The organism is Pseudomonas sp. ADAK13 (assembly GCF_012935715.1).
Classification (GTDB): Bacteria; Pseudomonadota; Gammaproteobacteria; order Pseudomonadales; family Pseudomonadaceae; genus Aquipseudomonas.
Genome location: NZ_CP052860.1, coordinates 6,626,967 through 6,645,684 on the forward strand (window position 1 = coordinate 6,626,967; position 18,718 = coordinate 6,645,684).

Genomic DNA, 18,718 nt, shown 5'->3' on the forward strand with positions numbered 1-18,718 from the left:
GACCGCGCCTGCGCTGCATGCCGGCGCCACCTTTTGGTGCGCTGCAAACACAATTCCTTGTGGGAGCTGGCTTGCCTGCGATGGCATCGCCGCGGTGTACCTGCAAGACCGAGGTGCCCGCATCGCAGGCAAGCCAGCTCCCACAGAAAAGCAAGAAAGCAGGCCGTTCAGCTCACCGTGTTAAGGCTGCGCACCGCATGGGCATCGAAAAAGCTGGGGGCTGCCATGCCCGGGATGTACTGGTCTGAAACGAACATGCGGCAACGCTCGGCAAACGCCGACACCACCCGGGACAGTTGGGTATTGCTCGCCGTGGCGTACCCCAGCTGCATCGGCCGGTGCGGGCCGGACAACCGCAGGCGGATCAAGCGCTTGCCGTCCTGGGAAAGGTTGGCTTTGGGCCGGGCGTTCGCGAAGGAATAGCCGATGCCATTGGCGACCATGGAACGCACGGTTTCAAGGTTGCTGGAGCGCATGATGATGTTCGGGGTGGTGCCCGCCTGCATAAAGAAGCTGAGGAAATATTCCCGGCTCCAGGGCGTGTCCAGCAGCACCACGGGGTAATCCTCAAGGTCGAGCATGCTCACCGCCGACAGGCTGGCCAGCGGATGGTACTCACCCACCATCACATACGGCGGCAGTTGCGCCAGCGGCTGGAAGTCGATGTCCTCACTGGTCACCAGGTCGTAGGTCAGGGCGATATCGATCTCGGCGCTGCGCAGTTTTTCCAGCATTTCCTCGTGGTTGCCCTCGACCTGTGTGAGGCGCACGCCCGGAAACGCCCGGCCAAAACCGAACACCAGCTCGGGGGTGATCATCGGCGCCAGCCATTCCAGGCACCCCACCCGCAGTGGGCCGCGCACCGTGTTCAGCGACTCGGAGGCGATGGTGTAGAGGTTGGTCATCTGCTCCAGGATCAGCTTGGCCTCTTGCATCACCTGGCGCCCCACAGCCGTGAGGGAAATGCCCTGGGCGTGGTGCCGAACAAACAGCTGGATGCCCAGCTCGGCCTCCATATGAGTGATCGCCGCCGAGATCGACGGCGACGACACATGAATGCGTTCAGACGCGGCACTGATGCTGCCTGCCTCACCGGAAGCCACGAAATATTCCAGTTGGCGCTGGGTAATACGACTGAGCATCACGCCTCCACTCCATCAACAGGCCGACACCCGGCTGGCGCCGACGGCTTGAACCACAGCTGTGCACGGTTCATGCCGGGTGCGGTTTTCGCCCTACGCCGAAGCTCAGGCACAGCGCTTCGGTTTTGCCTAAGCACTACCTCGCGCAAATGCTGGTTTCGCGCGAGCGGGGCCAATGTGAAGCTGGATTTATTCCGTACCCAACGAGTTGCCAGCAATGCCCACCCATACCCGTATTCGCATGTTCAACACCCAGCAGACCTACCCCAACCAGGCGCTGGACAACGACCTGTGCCAGGCCGTGCGCGCCGGCAACACCATTTATGTGCGTGGCCAGATAGGCACCGATTTCGAGGGCAACCTGGTCGGCCTCGGCGACCCACGGGCGCAAGCCGAACAGGCGATGAAAAACGTCAAGCAACTGCTGGAAGAAGCCGGTTCCGACCTGTCGCACATCGTGAAGACCACCACCTACCTGATCGACCCGCGCTACCGCGAGCCGGTGTACCGGGAGGTCGGCAAATGGCTCAAGGGCGTGTTCCCGATCTCCACCGGCCTGGTGATTTCAGGGTTGGGCCAGCCGGAATGGTTGATGGAAATCGACGTGATCGCCGTGGTGCCGGATGACTGGAACCCGGGCCAGCCAACCTGACGACCTGGAGTGTCCCATGCCCCGCACTGTGTATTTCCTCAACGGCCCCAACGCTAACCTGTACGGGCTGGACAAAAACGGCACCTACGGCAGCGAAAGCTTCGCCAGCATCGAAGCACGCTGCCAGCGCCACGCCACGGAGCTGGGCCTGACCCTGGCGTTTCGCCAGAGCAACCATGAGGGCGTGCTGGTGGACTGGATTCAGGAGGCTCGCCTCAACGCCCGCGCGATCATCATCAACGCCGCCGGCCTGACCTACAGCTCGGTGCCGATCCTGGATGCGCTGCTGGCGTTTGACGGCCCGATCATCGAAGCCCACATGAGCAACATCTGGAAGCGCGAGGCTTTCCGTCATCACTCTTACGTGTCCAAAGCCGCCACCGGCGTGATCGCAGGCCTCGGCGCGCTCGGCTATCGCCTGGCCCTGACAGCGGTGGCCGAGCTTCTGGAGACCGATTGAAGCGCTTTGGTTTTGCCTAACCTCTACGTTCGAAAAGCATCATTTGCGGCTGGCTGGCGCTTGATCACACTGGCACCCGTCGATGGTTGCTCACTTTAGGAAGCTCACATGTCAGTTGAAACAATCAACACCCTGGTGGTGGGCGCGGGCCAGGCGGGGGTCGCCATGAGTGAGCACCTCTCACTGATGGGCGTGCCGCACATCGTGCTGGAGCGCAACCGCATCGCCGAGCGCTGGCGGTCCGAGCGCTGGGACTCGCTGGTCGCCAACGGCCCGGCCTGGCACGACCGGTTCCCCGGCCTGAAATTCGAGGGTATTTCCCCGGAGAGCTTCCCGCCGAAAGAGCGCATGGCGGCGTACTTTGAAGAGTACGTGCAGATGCTGAAGGCGCCGGTGCGCACCGGGGTTGAAGTGCAGCAAGTGGAACGGCATGTGGGGCGGCCCGGGTTCAAGGTGACCACCTCGGCCGGTGTGATCGAGGCCACCAACGTGGTTGCCGCAACGGGCCCCTTCCAACGGCCGTCCATCCCGAAACTGGTGCCGGAACACGCCAGGGTGCAGCAGCTTCATTCCTCTGCCTACAAGAATCCCGGCCAACTGGCTGAAGGTGCCGTGTTGGTGGTGGGCGCTGGAGCATCCGGCTCGCAGATTGCCGAAGAACTGCAAAAGGCCGGCAAGACGGTGTACCTCTCGGTGGGCGAACACTACCGCCCTCCCCGCGCTTACCGTGGCCGGGATTACTGCTGGTGGCTGGGCGCGCTGGGCTTGTGGGACGAGGTCAAAATCCAGCCGAAGAAAAAACATGTGGCCTTTGCCGTCAGTGGCTACGAAGGCGGCAAGACGGTCGACTTCCGCCGCCTGGCGCACATGGGCATTACGCTGGTGGGCGTAACCCGGGCGTGGAATGAAGGCGTGATGGAGTTTGAGCCGGGCCTGGCGGCCAACGTGGCGGAAGGTGATCGTGCCTACTTTGATGTGCTGCGCGATGCCGACGCCTATATCGAGCAGAACGGCCTGGAGTTTGCGCCGGAGCCTGAAGCGTGGGAACTGCTGGCTGACCCCCAATGCCTGGTGAACCCGATCCTTAGCCTGGACCTGGCAGAGGCTGGCGTGACCACGATCCTGTGGGCCACCGGTTTCAGTTTCGACTTCAGCTGGCTGAAGGTGAATGCGTTTGACGAGAAAGGCGAGCCTTTCCATAAGCGCGGGATCTCGGCGGAGAGCGGGATTTACTTCCTGGGTTTGCCCAACCTGGTGAACCGTGCGTCTTCGTTCATCTATGGTGTTTGGCACGATGCGAAGTACGTGGCCGACCATATCGTCTTGCAGAACGACTACAAGGCCTATCGCAAGCCGTGAGGCACTGGCGCGGCCCAGGCAATCCCGTCAGACTGCCCGCAACGAAGCATGGCGGGGAACAACAGGATGGATCGGCTGGCGGCGATGGAAACCTATGTCTACGTGGTAGAGACCGGTTCGTTTTCTGCGGCGGCCAGGCGCCTGGACGTCGGGCAACCCGCCATTTCAAAAACCATCGCACAGCTTGAAGACCACCTGGGCGTGCGCCTGCTGATCCGGTCGACGCGCGGGTTGACGCCGACCGAGGCCGGCACGCTGTTTTTCGAGCACGCCAAAAAGGTCATCGAAGGCGCAGATGAAGCCGAACTCGCCGCACGCGGGTCAGCGGCCGGGTTGACCGGCACCTTGCGGATTTCAGCGGCGACCACCTTCGCCCGGTTGCACATTCTTCCCCACCTTGGCGCGTTCCTGGAGCAGCACCCGCAGCTGGATGTCGACGTGCGCCTGGACGACCGCTCGATGAACCTGATTGAAGAAGGGATCGACGTGGCGTTGCGCATGGGCAACCTCAGCGATTCGAATCTGACCGCAAGAAAAATCGCCCAGTGCCGGCGGTTGGTGATGGCGACGCCGGCGTATTTCCAACGCTGCGGCGTGCCCGAATCCCCCGCCGACCTGGCCGATCACGAGGCCGTGATCTATACGCTGGGCGGCGGTGGCACCTCATGGGTCTTCAAGAAAGACGGCACCGAGCAACCCGCCACCCTCGCCGGCCGTATACGGGTGAGCGCGGCCGAGGGTGTGCGCACGGCGGTGTTGTCGGGCTACAGCCTCACCATCTCGTCAGAATGGATGTTCACCCCTGAGCTGGCGAGTGGCGAGGTGGTGGCGGTGCTTGGAGACTGGACGCTGCCGGAGCTGGACCTGTGGGCGATCTTCCCCACCGGGCGCATGGCAAGCGCCAAGGCCCGCGCGTTTGTCGACTTTGTCGAACACTTGATGGAAAACCGTTAACCCTGCAACGCGGGCAGCAACTCGGAAGGGTCCGGGCGACGGGTGTAGTCCGGGTTGACTTCAGCGTAAGTGATCACGCCGTCCTGGCCGATCACGAAGCGCGCCGGCATGGGCAACACCCAATCCGGGTTGTTGTTGAAGGCCGGCAGGTCATTGCCGAACGACTTGTACAAGTCCACCAGATAGTCGGGCAACTTGAAGCGCAGGCCAAAGGCATCGGCCACGTCGCTCAGGGTGTCGGACAGAATCGGGAAGCTCAGCTTGTTCTCGCGCACCGACTTGCGGCTGTTTACGTTGTTCTGCGGGGAAATCGCCACCAGGCTTGCACCCAGCTCACGGAACACCGGCAAGGCCTCCTCCAGCGCTTGCAGCTCCATGTTGCAGTACGGGCACCACACACCACGGTAGAAGGTAATCACCAGCGGGCCCTTGGCCAACAACTCCACCGAGGAAACAGGATTGCCGTCGGGGTCGTTGAGCTTGAAGGCTGGGGCCTTGTCGCCGACCTTCAGCGCGCGTTCGGCCTGGCCGGTGGCGATCAGTTCGTCGGTGGCGCGCTTCATCACCACGTGCACCTGGGGCGGCGCATTGTAGGGTGGTTTGCCGGCGACGAAGTCCGCGTTGAAGGCATCGAGTTTTGCTTGAAGAGTCATGTTCGGTTCCTGGCATTGGGGCGGTTGACCGCCCGGATTTGATCGCCAGACCAGCATTGCTGTTTGCAGGGTGCGGTAGTAGAGAGGCTGAAAGCATAGGAGCTATTCTTCGGCGGAATGCGATCCCTGTGGGTAGCGCGCTTATTGTGGTGAGCGAGCTTGCTCGCGCTGGACTGCGCAGCAGTCCCATTTTCCGGGGTCGCCTCGCGACCCAATTTTACGAATCTACTGGGGCAGTCGGTTTGAACACCCCTGACTCATGTCTTCACCTCCCTTGCCGACACACTGGCGATGACGGGAACTCTCAACGGCCGATGCCTGCAATTGCTGGCCGTTTAACAGAGAACAAACACTCCCGCCATCCTCGGCTACACGCAGTCCCACCCACTCACCAGGACTCGCGTGTTCCTGAGGTGTCGCATAGAAAGTCTTCATTTCTACCCCAGGAGTCACTCAATGAAATGGCATCAACTGCTCTTCCCTTTCGCCGCGCTGGTGACTTGTGCCAGCAGCTTCGCCGCCACGCCCCCACTGCAAACGTTTCTCGCCTGTGACGAAAACTCTCTGGCCGTGGTCAATCAGCCGGGTCTCAAGGAACGCATTCCCAGTGCGCTGGCCAACGGCAAGATGACGTTCAGTGGCGGAACCAAAACAGACATGGGGCAGCGGTGGGTATTCGACACGCCGGTCACCCTGAGTGGTGTCGCGCTGACCGGCTTTTTTGTGGAAGACCAGGACCTGATGGGCTCTCGCATCATTGGCTGGGGCTTCTACACCCAGCAGGCACCCGATGAGCTTTACGCCCAGTTGAATAAAGTACCCGGCAACAACCTGGAGAGCGCCAACGGGATTTACGCCCGCGCGCAAATCTGGTCGCACAAGCAGTCAGCCTGGGTACCGGAAAACGGCGATGACAATGCAGGCAAGCTGGTCACCGATACGGCAGAACGGATATTGATGGTAGAACCTGCGCCGCAAGACGTGACCAAGACCAGCAAAGGTATGGTCACCTGCTCGGTTCAAGGCACGGTCAGCGCAGCGATGCTCAAGTCCACTCGGCCTGACCTCATCAAGTGAGAATGGGGGGCAGACCACCATCACCTGAAGGTGGTCTGCACCCCTATTTTCTCCCCGCGATGAATGCGCATGAGTCTGGCGCGAAATGAATGCCGGCAAAACCTGATGACTCCAGCCATCAGATGTATGGCTCCCCTCCCCACATACGCCAAAAAAAACCGCCAATCCCAACAATCCGCAGGGTGCCGCCCGGCATTTCGCCAACCCATAATGGACCGACAACAATAAAGGGGCTCACCCCGGGGCGCGTAAGCCATGTACAAAGACCATATCGTCAAGACCCGCATGACGGACAGCGCCGTATTCATGGGCGCAGTCGCCGTGGTGATTTTCATCATCACGCTGGCGTGCGGCGTGGGCGAAGGCCGCCTTGCCCACTTGATGGGGCCCATCGTTCTCGACCTCAAGGCACCGCTGGCGCGTGACATTGCGGTGGGCGGCACGTTCACCCTGACGGTGGTGCTGAACCTGTTCATCCTCGGCCGCTTTCCCTTGCGCGCGCAGATCATCACGGTGTGGTGCGAGTTGTTGGTACTGTTCCTGTTGTTCTTCGACACCTTCAACCTTTCCTATAGTTTTATCGCAACCAAAATCGGTTTCATGATCACCCAAGGGGTGTTCACCACCGTCTATGTGTCGGCGATTTCGATTGCGATTGCGTTCGTCCTGGCCTTGTTGGGCGCCACCGCACGCTTGTCTTCCAACGGCTTCGCAATTGCGATTGCCAGCTTCTACACCTCGTTTTTCCGCGGCGTTCCGCTGCTCATCCAGATCTATCTGATTTACCTGGGCATTCCTCAGCTCGGTTATGTCGTCGGGGCGGTGCCGGCAGGCATCCTGGCGCTCTCGCTGTGTTATGGCGCCTACATGACGGAGATCTTCCGTGCCGGTATCAGCAGTATCTCGCGGGGCCAGTGGGAAGCCTCGCGGGCGATTGGCCTGAATCCTTTCCAGACCATGACCCGGGTGATTCTTCCGCAGTCCATGCGGCTGATCATTCCGCCAACAGGCAACCAGTTCATCTCGATGCTCAAGGACAGTTCGCTGGTGTCGGTGATCGGGGTCTGGGAGCTGATGTTCCTCGCGCGAACCCAGGGACGCGCCGAGTTCCGCCACCTGGAGATGCTCATCACTGCCGCCGTGCTGTATTGGCTGCTGTCGATCGTGCTGGAAACCGTTCAGGCCCGCCTGGAAAAACACTTCAACCGCGCCCATCGCTGAACCAGGAGCATGACGATGAATCAGCCTTCAGTAGCCCCTGCTCCGTATCCCGCCATCTCGATTCAAGACATGCACAAATGGTATGGCGATTTTTATGTGCTCAAGGGCATCGACCTGCACATTGCCAGCGGTGAAATCGTGGTGGTGTGCGGGCCGTCGGGTTCCGGCAAGTCCACCTTGATTCGCTGCCTGAACCTGCTGGAAGACTTCCAGAAAGGCCACGTATTTATCGAAGGCACCGAGTTGACCCGTGATGCCGCCTGCGTGGCGGGCATACGGCGCCAGGTGGGCATGGTGTTCCAGCAATTCAACCTGTTCCCGCACATGACGGTGCTGGAAAACCTCATGGTAGGGCCGCGCCTGGTGAGCAAACTCAGCGAGCAGCAGGCGCGGGAACTGGCCTATGAATACCTTGACCGGGTGCGCATCGGGAACCAGGCCGACAAATACCCCGGCCAGCTCTCGGGCGGCCAGCAGCAGCGCGTGGCCATTGCCCGCGCCCTGTGCATGCGCCCGCGCATCATGCTGTTCGATGAACCCACTTCCGCCCTTGACCCGGAGATGGTCAAGGAAGTGCTGGACGTGATGGGCGAACTGGCCCAGGACGGCATCACCATGGTCTGCGTCACCCACGAGATGGGGTTCGCGCGACGGGTTGCCGACCGAATCATCTTCATGGACCAGGGCTGCATCATCGAGCAAGCCAAGCCCACCGAGTTTTTTGACAACCCGCAGCACGAGCGTGCCCGGGAATTCCTGTCGCAGATTCTCAGCCACTGAGAAGCATCGTCGGACATCGACCAAAACAACAAAAATCCGTACTCACGATATCTGGAGGCTTACCCATGATCTCGCTCACCCGCTTCGTCGCCGCAGCCACTGTCGCCACCGCCCTCGCCGGCCTCACAGGCACCGCCTGGGCGGGCTCGACCCTTGACCGTATCCATGAAACCAAGGTGATCAAAGTGGCCACCTCCGCCAACTGGCCACCGCAATCGTTCCTGGGGCCGGACAATAAACTGCAAGGGTTTGATATCGACGTCGCCAGCGAAATCGGCAAACGCCTGGGCAGTAAAGTCGACTTCGTGACGCCCGAGTACGGGATCATCACCGCTGGCCGCTGGTCGAACCGCTGGGACTTGTCGGTGGGCTCCATGACCCCCACCACCGAGCGCACCCGGGTGCTCGACTTTCCCGCGATCTACTACTACACGCCGTATGTATTTGCGGTGCACAAGGACGCTGCCGCAGCCAAATTGGCGGACCTGAACGGCAAGATTATCGGCGTCGAGGCCGGTACGACTTCGGAGGACTACATCAATCGTCGCCTCAAGATCGACGCCGCCGATGTGCCGCCGTTTACCTATGACGTCACACCCGGCGAGGTTCGCACGTACGGCGACAGCATGGGCCCGCTGGATGACCTGCGCATGGGTAACGGGGTCCGCTTGGACGCTACCCTGTCCGCGCTTCCAACCATCGTCGCGGCCATCAAGAATGGCTATCCAATCGTCAGGGTCGAAGGCAAGCCGGCCTACTACGAGCCCCTGGCCATCGCCGTGGACAAGGGTGACGAAGCCTTCAACAGCGCGCTGACCAAGATCGTCGCCGACATGAAAGCCGACGGCACGCTCAAGCAGCTGTCTGAAAAATGGTACGGCGCCGACCTCACCCAAGTGCAATAAAAATCCCACAGGCCATACAGGCGCCCGTCCTCGACGCGGCGCGCTGTACGCCTGCGCCGCGAAAAAAGGACGACGGACTTCATGTACACCTACAACAACAATTACTACACCGCCACGATGCACGAGACGACTGAGCGTGCGGCGCTGTCAGGCAATGTCCAGGCCGATGTGTGCGTCATCGGCGCCGGGCTGGCGGGGTTGAGTACCGCGTGGGAGCTGGTTTCGCGCGGGCAGTCCGTGGTGCTGCTCGACGCGGGCCGTGTGGCCTGGGGAGCGTCGGGGCGCAATGGCGGTTTTGTGCTTCAAGGCTGGTCTGAAGGGTTGTCGTCCATCGAACGGCGCTGCGGCAAACCGACAGCCGCCGCGCTGTTCAAACTGTCGCTTGAAGGGGTCGATATTGTTCGGGGCATGCTCGCCGCTCATCAATTCCCGGGCTGTACACCCACGCCCGGAAAACTGAGCGTGGTTCGCTACGAGGATGGCGAGAATCTGCAGCGCATGCGCGACAAAATGGCCGTCGATTTCGACTTTCACCTCGACTATCTGGACCGCCAGGCGGTGCGCGAAAAGCTCAAGACCGAGCGGTATTTCCAGGCACTGCGAGACAACCATGGCTTTCACTTCCACCCTTTGAATTACTGCCTCGGCCTGGCCCGGCTTATCGAAGCCAGCGGCGGAAAAATCCATGAACGCTCGCCCATGACCCGCGTCGAAAGCCGCAACGGACGACACCGGGTCGTCACCGATCAGGGCAGCGTCGATTGTGCCCAAGTGGTGTACTGCTGCGGCGGCTACGGCGGGCCGGAGTTCGGCAAACTGCGCCGCGCCTTCCTGCCCATCGCTACCTACGCGGTGCTGACCGAGCATCTGGGCGATCGCCTGGCGGAGGCCGTCTGTACCAGCGATGCAGTGGGCGATAACCGTCGGGCCTCGGACTATTACCGAATCGTCGAGGGTGACCGCCTGCTGTGGGGCGGTCGCATCACCACCCGCAACCTGCAAGATGAAAAACGCCTGGGGCAGTTGCTGACGCAAGACATCCTCGACGTTTACCCCCAGTTGCGCGGCCTCCAGATCGAAAAAGCCTGGTCCGGGCTGATGGGCTATGCGCGGCATAAAATGCCGCACATTGGCCCGCTCGGGAAAGGCTTGTGGACATGTACATCATTTGGTGGCCATGGTATGAACACCGCGCCGATCGGCGCACGCGTCATCGCCGAGGCGATTTGCGGCGAAACCGATCGCTACCGTCTGTTTGATGCCTACGGCCTGGAATGGAACGGCGGCCCCCTCGGTCCGGCGGCCGCACAAACGGTGTACGCGGGCCTGAAGATGATGGACATGTTTCAGGAAAGGCGTTCGCGACACAGGGCAACTCACAAGAACTGAACCCGAGCGAGGTCAAGGACGTGTCCATGGAAACGCAGAATCCCGGTCCACTGTTTAACCTCACCGACAAGGACCGGCAGTTGCTTGGCCTGCTGCAGGCCAACGCACGCGAACCTACCGCGTCATTGGCCCGCAAGCTTGGGGTGTCGCGCTCTTCAGTGCAGGAGCGGATCACCCGCCTGGAAAAGGCCGGGGTGATCACCGGCTACAGCGTGCGCATCGACCAGGACCGGCTTCAGCAGACGATCAATTGCTTCACCATGACCTCCTGCACCAACAAGAGCTACACCGATGTCATGACCTCGCTGCGCAAGATGGAAGCGGTGCAGGCCGTGTATGCGGTCTCGGGTGAGTCCGACTTCATCATTCACCTGGCCACTACGACCTTGAGTGAACTCAACGCCGAGCTCACCCGCATCAACATGATCAAGGGGGTCGCGCACACGGCCTCCCACATCGTGATGGAGACCAAGTTCAGTCGAAAACTGACGGTGTGAAGTGCCCGGTCACGCCTGATGATGCGCCACCAAAAAATCGACAAACGCCCGCACCCGCGCCGGCATCGCCGCGCCGCCGACGAACACCGCGTGAATCGGCTCGCGGTCTCCCGGGTTATAGGCTTCAAGCAGCGGCACCAGATGGCCGCTTTTCACATCGTCGGCCACGCTGAACGCGCCAATGCGCGCGATGCCTGCGCCCAGCCTCGCCAACTGGGACAACGCTTCCCCACTGTTGCCCTCGATCGTGCCGGCGACTTTCAGCGAAAAATCGCGCCCGTCCTGGCGAAACGGCCAATCAGGCGCTGCCCGGCGAAAGTTGAAACGCAGGCAGTTGTGGTCGAGTAAGTCTTGGGGCACCAGCGGTGTGCCGTTGCGCAGCAGATAGTCCGGCGAGGCCACGATGAGCTGCCCGGTGGACCCGATCAGGCGCGCGGTCAACGGGCTGTCGGCCAACAGGCCAAAGCGAATCGCCACGTCCGCTTGCCCACCCAGGATGTCCACGACTTCATCCCCCAGCAGCAGATCCACCACAATGGCCGGGTAGCGCGCGCTGAATGCAGCAATCAGCGGCACGATCGACAGCCGCCCGTGGGCCAGCGCCGCGCTGACTCTCAAGCGCCCCCGGGGCACGCCCTGGTCGGTGATTGCGTCTTCGATTTCCGCCATGTCTGCCAGGATGCGCCGAGCACCGCGCAGGTAGGCCTCGCCCTCGGCGGTGAGCGTGATCGCCCGGGTGGTGCGCAGCAGCAGCCGGGTACCGATTCGCCGCTCGATGCGCGCGATGATCCGGCTGACCGACGACGGCGTGAGGCTCAAGGCACGCGCCGCGCCCGACAGGCTGCCCTGCTCCGCCACCATGGCAAATACCGCCATCTCCCCTGACCGCCCGCCTATGTCCATTTGTGCGCTCCACGCAAAGCTGTCGTGGCCCACCTGGGGCTACTGCTGGAAAAGGCAGGATTGTAGCATTTGGCACACAGATGAGGAGTCACCCATGCGTATCAACCCACCGCTTTTAGCACTGTCCATCGGCGCCTTCGGCATCGGTGTCACGGAGTTTGCCCCCATGGGCATGTTGCCCGGGATCGCCAGCGATCTTGATGTGTCCATTCCCGCCGCCGGGTTGCTGGTGAGCGCCTACGCCATGGGCGTGCTGATCGGCGCGCCGATCATGACCCTCGCGACCGCCAGGGTTCCACGCCGTTATCTGTTGATCGGCCTGATGGCGATCTTCACCCTGGGTAACCTGCTGTCGGCGTTGGCGCCCGACTATCAGACCCTGATGATGGCGCGGCTGGTGACCTCGTTGAACCACGGTGCATTCTTCGGCATCGGTTCCATCGTGGCCGCGAGCGTGGTGGCGCCAGACAAACGCGCGGGGGCCGTCGCGGCGATGTTCCTGGGGCTGACCCTGGCAACCATTGGCGGCGTGCCCCTGGCCACCTGGTTCGGTGAGAACTTCGGCTGGCGTACCGCGTTCTGGGGCATCAGCGGGCTCGGCGCGATGGTCATGGCCGCCCTGTGGTGGGCGCTGCCGAATGCGCCGGCTCCCAAAGGCGGCAGCCTGATGGCCGAGATCCGCGTGCTGGGCCGTGGGCCGGTGCTTGCCGCGCTGGCACTGACCGTTGTGGGCTCCAGTGCGATGTTCACGGTGTTCACCTACATCGCGCCGATTCTGCGGGATGTCACCCATGCCTCGACCAACTTCGTCACCGGGATGCTCGTGCTGTTCGGCATCGGCCTGACCCTTGGCAACGTCTGGGGCGGCAAATCGGCGGACCGTTCGGTGGACCGCACCTTGATCACATCCCTCGTGGTGCTGATTGCCGTGCTGCTGGCGTTCTCGGTACTCATGCAATGGCCGCTGCCTGCCGCCTTGTCGATCCTGTTGTGGGGCGCAGCCAGCTTTGCGCTGGTGCCACCGTTGCAGATGCGCGTGATGGAAGCGGCCAAGGATGCACCGAACCTGGCATCCGCGATGAACATCGGCGCGTTCAACTTCGGCAATGCCATCGGCGCGGCGCTGGGTGGGGCGGTGCTCAACGCGGGATTGGGCTACCCGGCGATTTCCCTGGCTGGCGCAATCATGGCGGGCCTGGGTTTGCTGATGGTGCTGGTTCTCGGCTGGCGCTCGCGGCGTGCGGGTTCACGTACGGGTCGTGAGGTGGCGCAGGCATGAAGGATGGGGTTCCACGAAACGCCAAGTCATCGCTTGCAAAATAATCAGCCTCGCTTCAATATTCCAAGCACAAACTTGGTTAATTAAACCAAGCCCGATGCTTATGCCCTTCGCCGGCTTGCGCCGCGAATGCATTACAAGGAATCGTTGATGCACACCCAAGACAGCAGTTGGGGCGAGTTGCTCCGCGGCAAGAACGCCACCCGTTCCATCGCCCTCTCAGGTGGCATAGCGCTCTATGCCACCAACACCTACATCGCCACCACCATCCTGCCGTCAGTGGTCGCCGAAATCGGCGGCCTGGAGCTGTACGCCTGGAGTACCACGCTGTACGTGGTGGCCTCGATCCTCGGTTCCGCACTCACCTCCAAATTGCTGCAACGCACCGGCCCAAGGCTGGCGTATGCCGTGGCGACGCTGGTGTTCATGGTGGGCGTGTTGATCTGCGCGCTGGCGCCGAGCATGCCGGTGATGCTCGCGGGGCGTTTCATCCAGGGCTTGGGCGGCGGGGTCTTGTTGGCCTTGTGTTATTCGATGATCCAGTTGGTATTCGAAGAGCGTTTGTGGCCGCGGGCAATGGCGCTAGTGTCGGGCATGTGGGGCGTGGCGACGCTGGTCGGGCCGGCGGTGGGTGGCGTGTTTGCCGAGATGGACGCCTGGCGCCTGGCCTTCGGCGCGATGGTGCCGGTGAGCCTGGCGTACATGGTGCTCACCAGTCGCGCCCTGCCCCCACGCGATACTGCAGCGACGGCTACCGCCCGTTTGCCGGTACCGCAACTGGTGCTGTTGGCCGGCGCGGTGTTGGCGGTGTGTGCGGGCAGCGTCTCGTCGCTGCCGAGCTGGAACCTGCTGGGCATCGCGATCTGTGCCGTGCTGGTGTGGCTGCTGATCCGCAAGGAGTCCAACGCCACGGTCCGCCTGTTGCCCAGGGATGCATTGAAGTTCAGCACCCCGCTCTGCGCGCTGTATGCGACCACCTGCTTGCTGGTGATCGGCATGAGCAGCGAGATTTTCATGCCGTACTTTCTGCAGCACCTGCATGGCCAGTCACCGTTGATTGCCGGCTACATGGCGGCGCTGATGGCGGCCGGCTGGACTGTCGCGGAAATCCTCAGCTCCGGCTGGACCGGCCGTGGTCCACACCGCGCCATCCTCGCCGGGCCGCTGTTTATCGTGGCGGGCCTGGTGATTCTGGCGATCACCACACCCATCGCCGGTCACGGGGACTGGATGCTGCTGGCACCTATTTGCCTGGGGCTGTTCCTGGTGGGTTTCGGCATCGGCCTGGGCTGGCCGCACCTGCTGACGCGCATTCTGCAAGTGGCGTCGGAGCAGGATAAGGACACGGCGGCGTCGTCGATCACCACCCTGCAACTGTTCGCCATGGCCATGGGCGCGGCCTTGGCGGGAGTGATCTCGAACATGGCGGGCATCAATGACGTGGCAAGCACTGCCGGCGTCGCCAATGCGGCGCGTTGGCTGTTCGCCCTGTTTACCCTGGCACCGGTGTTGGCCCTGGTGATGGCGCTGCGCGCAACGCGGACCAAGGCCAGCGCCGGGGAAGCATTAACGGTGTCTTGAACCTGAAAATCCGCTGGCATCTTCTTTGAAAAGCCCTGCCCGTCAGGGCTTTTTTGTGCGTGCAATAATTTTTCTCCTAGTGACTTTCATTATGAAATCCACTGTGCAATATTACTCTCGTAATATTTAGCAACAGATCCCGGAGATCATCGTGAAAAAAGCCAGTTTCCAACCCATGCCCTGCCCGGTCGCACGTGCCCTGGAGCACATTGGTGATGGCTGGAGCCTGTTGATCCTGCGGGATGCGTTCTACGGGCTGCGCCGTTTCGATGAGTTCCTCCAGAGCCTCGGGATCGCCTCGAACACCCTGACCCGCCGCCTGAACGCCCTGGTGACCCACGGTTTGCTGGAGCGGCGCCCGTACCAGGACAACCCGCCGCGCCACGAGTACCACCTCACCGAAGCCGGTCGGGAGCTGCGCCAGGTCATTCTCACGCTGATGGCCTGGGGCGCGCGGCATGCCGAGGGCTCGCCCAAGGTGTTTCTCGCCGATGAAGCCACCGGGCGCCCCGTGAAACTCGCGTTGATGGACGCCAACACCGGCAAGCCCATCACCCGCGAGGGCCACCGGGTGCATGTTGCCGCCGACGCCGAACCCCTGACCCTGTGGCGCGCGCGAACCGGCCGGGCCTACGCCGAAAAAGACCAACTGGTCAGCCCCTTCCCCCACTAATACTCAATGAGGTCATTTCGCCATGGACGCTCAAGTCAGCGCTGTGCCCGAACCCACCAAAACATCCCGGCGCAAACAGGTGCTGCGCCTGGGGCTGCTGACCCTGGCCGTGGCGGGCGGCGTCTGGTACGCCAGCCACTGGTGGCTGGTCAGCCGGTTTGTTGAAGACACCGACGACGCCTACGTGGGGGCCGATGTGACCGTCATCAGCGCCAAAGTGCCCGGCTATATCAGCGAAGTGGCCGTGCAGGACAACCAGTTCGTGCACGCCGGCGACGTGCTGGCGCGCATCGATGTGCGCGACTACCGCACCGCCCTGGCCAAAGCCGACGGCGCCGTGGCCGCGCAACAGGCCGCGCTCGCCAACCTGGACGCCACCGAACAGCTGCAACTGGCGGTGATCAACCAGGCCAGGGCGCAGATCGACGCCACCGACGCCGAGGCGCAACGGGCCGGCGACGATCAGGCGCGTTACCAGAACCTGGTGCGCAGCCAGGCCGTGTCGGTCGAAAGCGCGCAACGGGTCAACGCCGTGTGGAAGACCGCCCGCGCCGATCACTCCCGGGCGCAAGCCGGGCTGATGGCGGCACGCCGGCAAATCGACGTGATTGAAACCCAGCGCGGCCAGGCACGCGCCGCACTGCAACAGGCGCAGGCCGAACGCGACCAGGCGCAGTTGAACCTCAGCTACACCGACCTGCGGGCCCCGGTGGACGGCTATGTGGGCAACCGCCGCGCCAGGGTCGGTGCCTACGCAGCGGCCGGCAGCCAACTGATCTCGGTGGTGCCGGCGAAGGGGCTGTGGGTGGACGCCAACTTCAAGGAAGACCAATTGGGTCGCCTGCAGGTTGGGCAAAGCGTAAGCATCCGCGCCGATATCCTCCCCGGCCGTGAATTCCACGGGCACATCGAGAGCCTGGCCCCTGCCACCGGCGCGCAGTTCAGTGTGTTGCCACCGGAAAACGCCACCGGCAACTTCACCAAGATCGTGCAGCGCGTGCCGGTACGCGTGCGCCTGGATAGCCGCGACGCCGACTTTGGCGCCCTGCGCCCGGGCTTGTCGGTCATGGCCAAGGTCAACACCCAGGAAGCGTTCGACGACCAGGCCGGCGCACTCAAGGCCCAGCTATGAACAGCCCGTTGCCCGCCCTCAGCACGGCGCAAAAGGTCGCAGCCTTCGCCACCATGTGCGTGGGCATGTTCATCGCGTTGATCGATATCCAGATCGTGTCCGCCTCGCTCAAGGACATCGGCGGCGGGCTGTCTGCCGGCGCGGACGACACGGCGTGGGTACAGACCGCCTACCTGATCGCGGAAATCATCGTGATCCCCATGTCGGGCTGGCTCTCGCGGGTGATGAGCACGCGCTGGCTGTTCGCCGCCTCGGCGGCCGGGTTTACCTTGACCAGCCTGCTGTGCGCGATGGCCTGGAACATCCAGAGCATGATCGCGTTTCGCGCCTTGCAGGGGTTTCTGGGGGGCTCAATGATCCCGCTGGTGTTCACCACCGCGTTCATGTATTTCAACGGCAAGCAGCGGGTGATCGCCGCGTCCACCATCGGCGCCATCGCGTCCCTGGCCCCCACGCTGGGCCCCGCCGTGGGCGGCTGGATCACCGATATTTCCTCCTGGCACTGGCTGTTCTACATCAACCTGGTGCCCGGCCTGTTTGTGACCTTTGCAGTGCCGATGCTGGTCAAGGTCGACCGCCCCAACCCGTCATTGCTCAAGGGCGCCGACTATATCGGCATGGCGTTGATGGCGGTGTTTCTCGGCTGCCTGGAGTACACCCTCGAAGAAGGCCCGCGCTGGAACTGGTTCAGTGACAGCACCATCTCCACCACCGCCTGGATCGCCGCCGTCAGCGGCGGGCTGTTTATCTGGCGCTGCCTGGAAATCAAGGAGCCGATTGTCGATTTACGCGCCTTGCGGGACAGAAACTTCGCCCTGGGCTGCCTGTTTTCATTCATCACCGGCATCGGCATTTTCGCCACCATCTACCTCACGCCGCTGTTTCTCGGCCGGGTGCGCGGGTACGGCTCGCTGGATATCGGCCTGGCGGTTTTTTCCACGGGGGTGTTCCAGTTGCTGGCGATCCCGGTGTACGCGCTACTGGCCAATCGCTTCGACCTGCGCTGGATCCTGATGTTTGGGTTATCGCTGTTCGCCCTGTCGATGTGGGACTTCTCCCCCATCACCCACGACTGGGGTGCCAAGGAGCTGCTGCTGCCCCAGGCCATACGCGGTTTTGCCCAACAAATGGCAGTGCCGCCCGTGGTCACCCTGACCCTCGGCGCACTGGCCCCCGATCGGCTGAAACTCGCCTCGGGCCTGTTCAACCTGATGCGCAACCTCGGCGGCGCCATCGGCATCGCCGCCTGCGCCACGGTGCTCAACGACCGCACCAACCTGCACTTCTTGCGCCTGGCTGAGCACCTGAACATCCGGAACGAATCGATGAATGTCTGGCTTGAGCAGCTTTCAGGTAACGCCCAGTTGCTTGGGCAAAACAGCCTGGACGCCAGCCAGTTCGCGCTGAGTCAGCTGTGGGCGCTGACCTGGCGCGAGGCGCAAACGCTGACCTATGCGGACGCGTTCCTGATGATCATGGTGTGCTTCATCGTCGCCGTGTTGCTGGTGCCGTTGATGCGCAAGGTGCAGCCGCCGAAGCAGCCGTCTGCGGATGCGCATTGAAGCAATCATAGCCCTTGGGCTGTGAGCACAGCACTTGGTTCCAATGCCTACAGTTGTGTCGGAATCCGCCGGCTTGTGCGCCTGGAGGGGCCTATATAAGGTCGCTCGGGCGCTGAAACCTCCTTCATTTGCGCACAACCTCGCGTCGTTAAGATGTAGCCATATAGCTACAAATGGAACTATGATCAACAAGAAAAAAATATACGAAATCCACCAAACACCCGAGTTTGGGAATTGGCTTGACCGTGTGAATGATGCTCTGGGAAAAACGGCCATCCTGACCCGCCTGGATCGTGCCGGAGCCGGCAATTTTGGTGATTGCGAATCGGTTGGCGAAGGGATGAGCGAAATGCGCGTTTTTGTTGGGCCGGGGTACAGAATTTACTTTGTGCGGTCAGGGATCGCAGAGTACTTGATGCTCAGCGGAAGCGATAAAACAGATCAAAAGCGGGGCATCAAGAAAGCTAAAGCGATCCTCGATACCCTGAGAGGTAAATGA

At 62.2% G+C, this 18,718-nt stretch carries 19 protein-coding genes; 16 read left to right on the top strand and 3 right to left on the bottom strand.

Annotation, left to right across the window (positions count from 1 at the left end):
* Positions 1-167 precede the first annotated feature (167 nt).
* Positions 168-1,142, bottom strand: coding sequence for a LysR family transcriptional regulator (locus HKK54_RS30590; RefSeq protein ID WP_010172080.1), 975 nt, complete (start codon positions 1,140-1,142; stop codon positions 168-170).
* A gap of 217 nt (positions 1,143-1,359) precedes the next feature.
* Between HKK54_RS30590 and HKK54_RS30595 the strand changes: the two genes are divergently transcribed.
* The 4 genes from HKK54_RS30595 (at position 1,360) to HKK54_RS30610 (ending at position 4,567) form a co-directional block, all read left to right on the top strand.
* Positions 1,360-1,794 carry a RidA family protein gene (locus HKK54_RS30595; protein ID WP_010172082.1) on the top strand — a complete coding sequence of 145 codons (435 nt, stop codon included), beginning with the start codon at positions 1,360-1,362 and terminating at the stop codon, positions 1,792-1,794.
* 16 nt (positions 1,795-1,810) lie between these two features.
* Complete coding sequence (locus HKK54_RS30600) at positions 1,811-2,254, top strand: type II 3-dehydroquinate dehydratase (protein ID WP_169388903.1); 444 nt, start codon at positions 1,811-1,813, stop codon at positions 2,252-2,254.
* A gap of 108 nt (positions 2,255-2,362) precedes the next feature.
* The gene (locus HKK54_RS30605; RefSeq protein WP_169388904.1) at positions 2,363-3,613 is read left to right on the top strand and encodes a flavin-containing monooxygenase; all 1,251 of its coding nucleotides are present in this window, start codon (positions 2,363-2,365) and stop codon (positions 3,611-3,613) included.
* 66 nt (positions 3,614-3,679) lie between these two features.
* Positions 3,680-4,567, top strand: coding sequence for a LysR family transcriptional regulator (locus tag HKK54_RS30610; RefSeq protein WP_169388905.1), 888 nt, complete (start codon positions 3,680-3,682; stop codon positions 4,565-4,567).
* Here HKK54_RS30610 and HKK54_RS30615 read toward each other — a convergent pair.
* Positions 4,564-5,220: a peroxiredoxin-like family protein gene (locus tag HKK54_RS30615; protein ID WP_169388906.1), complete on the bottom strand. Its 657-nt coding sequence runs from the start codon at positions 5,218-5,220 to the stop codon at positions 4,564-4,566. The two genes, HKK54_RS30610 and HKK54_RS30615, sit on opposite strands and share 4 nt — an antisense overlap.
* A gap of 456 nt (positions 5,221-5,676) precedes the next feature.
* On the opposite strand from HKK54_RS30615, the gene HKK54_RS30620 reads away from it, so the two are divergent.
* From HKK54_RS30620 to HKK54_RS30645, 6 genes are all read left to right on the top strand, one after another.
* A complete protein-coding gene (locus tag HKK54_RS30620) occupies positions 5,677-6,297 on the top strand; it encodes a hypothetical protein (protein WP_169388907.1) in 621 nt (206 codons plus the stop codon).
* A gap of 255 nt (positions 6,298-6,552) precedes the next feature.
* The gene (locus HKK54_RS30625; RefSeq protein WP_010172094.1) at positions 6,553-7,518 is read left to right on the top strand and encodes an amino acid ABC transporter permease; all 966 of its coding nucleotides are present in this window, start codon (positions 6,553-6,555) and stop codon (positions 7,516-7,518) included.
* A gap of 15 nt (positions 7,519-7,533) precedes the next feature.
* Entirely contained in the window at positions 7,534-8,298 is a 765-nt protein-coding gene (locus tag HKK54_RS30630) for an amino acid ABC transporter ATP-binding protein (RefSeq protein ID WP_010172096.1), read from the top strand.
* A gap of 65 nt (positions 8,299-8,363) precedes the next feature.
* Positions 8,364-9,203, top strand: coding sequence for a transporter substrate-binding domain-containing protein (locus HKK54_RS30635; protein WP_169388908.1), 840 nt, complete (start codon positions 8,364-8,366; stop codon positions 9,201-9,203).
* 81 nt (positions 9,204-9,284) lie between these two features.
* On the top strand, positions 9,285-10,592 hold the full coding sequence (locus HKK54_RS30640) for an NAD(P)/FAD-dependent oxidoreductase (RefSeq protein WP_169388909.1): 1,308 nt from the start codon (positions 9,285-9,287) through the stop codon (positions 10,590-10,592).
* A gap of 26 nt (positions 10,593-10,618) precedes the next feature.
* Positions 10,619-11,089: an Lrp/AsnC family transcriptional regulator gene (locus tag HKK54_RS30645; RefSeq protein WP_010172103.1), complete on the top strand. Its 471-nt coding sequence runs from the start codon at positions 10,619-10,621 to the stop codon at positions 11,087-11,089.
* Positions 11,090-11,098: 9 nt separating this feature from the next.
* On the opposite strand, the gene HKK54_RS30650 is transcribed toward HKK54_RS30645, so the two are convergent.
* Positions 11,099-11,992 carry a LysR substrate-binding domain-containing protein gene (locus tag HKK54_RS30650; RefSeq protein ID WP_169388910.1) on the bottom strand — a complete coding sequence of 298 codons (894 nt, stop codon included), beginning with the start codon at positions 11,990-11,992 and terminating at the stop codon, positions 11,099-11,101.
* A gap of 94 nt (positions 11,993-12,086) precedes the next feature.
* Between HKK54_RS30650 and HKK54_RS30655 the strand changes: the two genes are divergently transcribed.
* From HKK54_RS30655 to HKK54_RS30680, 6 genes are all read left to right on the top strand, one after another.
* Positions 12,087-13,271: an MFS transporter gene (locus HKK54_RS30655; RefSeq protein WP_169388911.1), complete on the top strand. Its 1,185-nt coding sequence runs from the start codon at positions 12,087-12,089 to the stop codon at positions 13,269-13,271.
* A 150-nt stretch (positions 13,272-13,421) separates the two neighbouring features.
* On the top strand, positions 13,422-14,852 hold the full coding sequence (locus tag HKK54_RS30660; RefSeq protein ID WP_169388912.1) for an MFS transporter: 1,431 nt from the start codon (positions 13,422-13,424) through the stop codon (positions 14,850-14,852).
* Between the two features lie 151 nt (positions 14,853-15,003).
* Positions 15,004-15,525, top strand: a complete 522-nt coding sequence (locus tag HKK54_RS30665) for a winged helix-turn-helix transcriptional regulator (protein ID WP_169388913.1) — start codon at positions 15,004-15,006, stop codon at positions 15,523-15,525.
* Between the two features lie 22 nt (positions 15,526-15,547).
* Positions 15,548-16,657, top strand: a complete 1,110-nt coding sequence (locus tag HKK54_RS30670) for an HlyD family secretion protein (RefSeq protein WP_169388914.1) — start codon at positions 15,548-15,550, stop codon at positions 16,655-16,657.
* Positions 16,654-18,219, top strand: a complete 1,566-nt coding sequence (locus HKK54_RS30675; RefSeq protein ID WP_169388915.1) for a DHA2 family efflux MFS transporter permease subunit — start codon at positions 16,654-16,656, stop codon at positions 18,217-18,219. Before HKK54_RS30670 ends, HKK54_RS30675 begins: the two co-directional genes overlap by 4 nt.
* A 181-nt stretch (positions 18,220-18,400) precedes the next feature.
* Positions 18,401-18,718 (top strand): type II toxin-antitoxin system RelE/ParE family toxin, encoded by a 318-nt coding sequence (locus HKK54_RS30680; protein ID WP_010172118.1) that lies wholly within the window; start codon positions 18,401-18,403, stop codon positions 18,716-18,718.

Coding starts and splice junctions, on each gene's coding strand:
- HKK54_RS30670 (WP_169388914.1), top strand. CDS start 15,548: ATGGACGCTCAAGTCAGCGCTGTGCCCGAACCCACCAAAACATCCCGG.
- HKK54_RS30650 (WP_169388910.1), bottom strand. CDS start 11,992: ATGGACATAGGCGGGCGGTCAGGGGAGATGGCGGTATTTGCCATGGTG.
- HKK54_RS30625 (WP_010172094.1), top strand. CDS start 6,553: ATGTACAAAGACCATATCGTCAAGACCCGCATGACGGACAGCGCCGTA.
- HKK54_RS30605 (WP_169388904.1), top strand. CDS start 2,363: ATGTCAGTTGAAACAATCAACACCCTGGTGGTGGGCGCGGGCCAGGCG.
- HKK54_RS30620 (WP_169388907.1), top strand. CDS start 5,677: ATGAAATGGCATCAACTGCTCTTCCCTTTCGCCGCGCTGGTGACTTGT.
- HKK54_RS30675 (WP_169388915.1), top strand. CDS start 16,654: ATGAACAGCCCGTTGCCCGCCCTCAGCACGGCGCAAAAGGTCGCAGCC.
- HKK54_RS30655 (WP_169388911.1), top strand. CDS start 12,087: ATGCGTATCAACCCACCGCTTTTAGCACTGTCCATCGGCGCCTTCGGC.
- HKK54_RS30640 (WP_169388909.1), top strand. CDS start 9,285: ATGTACACCTACAACAACAATTACTACACCGCCACGATGCACGAGACG.
- HKK54_RS30635 (WP_169388908.1), top strand. CDS start 8,364: ATGATCTCGCTCACCCGCTTCGTCGCCGCAGCCACTGTCGCCACCGCC.
- HKK54_RS30590 (WP_010172080.1), bottom strand. CDS start 1,142: ATGCTCAGTCGTATTACCCAGCGCCAACTGGAATATTTCGTGGCTTCC.
- HKK54_RS30645 (WP_010172103.1), top strand. CDS start 10,619: ATGGAAACGCAGAATCCCGGTCCACTGTTTAACCTCACCGACAAGGAC.
- HKK54_RS30660 (WP_169388912.1), top strand. CDS start 13,422: ATGCACACCCAAGACAGCAGTTGGGGCGAGTTGCTCCGCGGCAAGAAC.
- HKK54_RS30680 (WP_010172118.1), top strand. CDS start 18,401: ATGATCAACAAGAAAAAAATATACGAAATCCACCAAACACCCGAGTTT.
- HKK54_RS30615 (WP_169388906.1), bottom strand. CDS start 5,220: ATGACTCTTCAAGCAAAACTCGATGCCTTCAACGCGGACTTCGTCGCC.
- HKK54_RS30630 (WP_010172096.1), top strand. CDS start 7,534: ATGAATCAGCCTTCAGTAGCCCCTGCTCCGTATCCCGCCATCTCGATT.
- HKK54_RS30610 (WP_169388905.1), top strand. CDS start 3,680: ATGGATCGGCTGGCGGCGATGGAAACCTATGTCTACGTGGTAGAGACC.
- HKK54_RS30595 (WP_010172082.1), top strand. CDS start 1,360: ATGCCCACCCATACCCGTATTCGCATGTTCAACACCCAGCAGACCTAC.
- HKK54_RS30600 (WP_169388903.1), top strand. CDS start 1,811: ATGCCCCGCACTGTGTATTTCCTCAACGGCCCCAACGCTAACCTGTAC.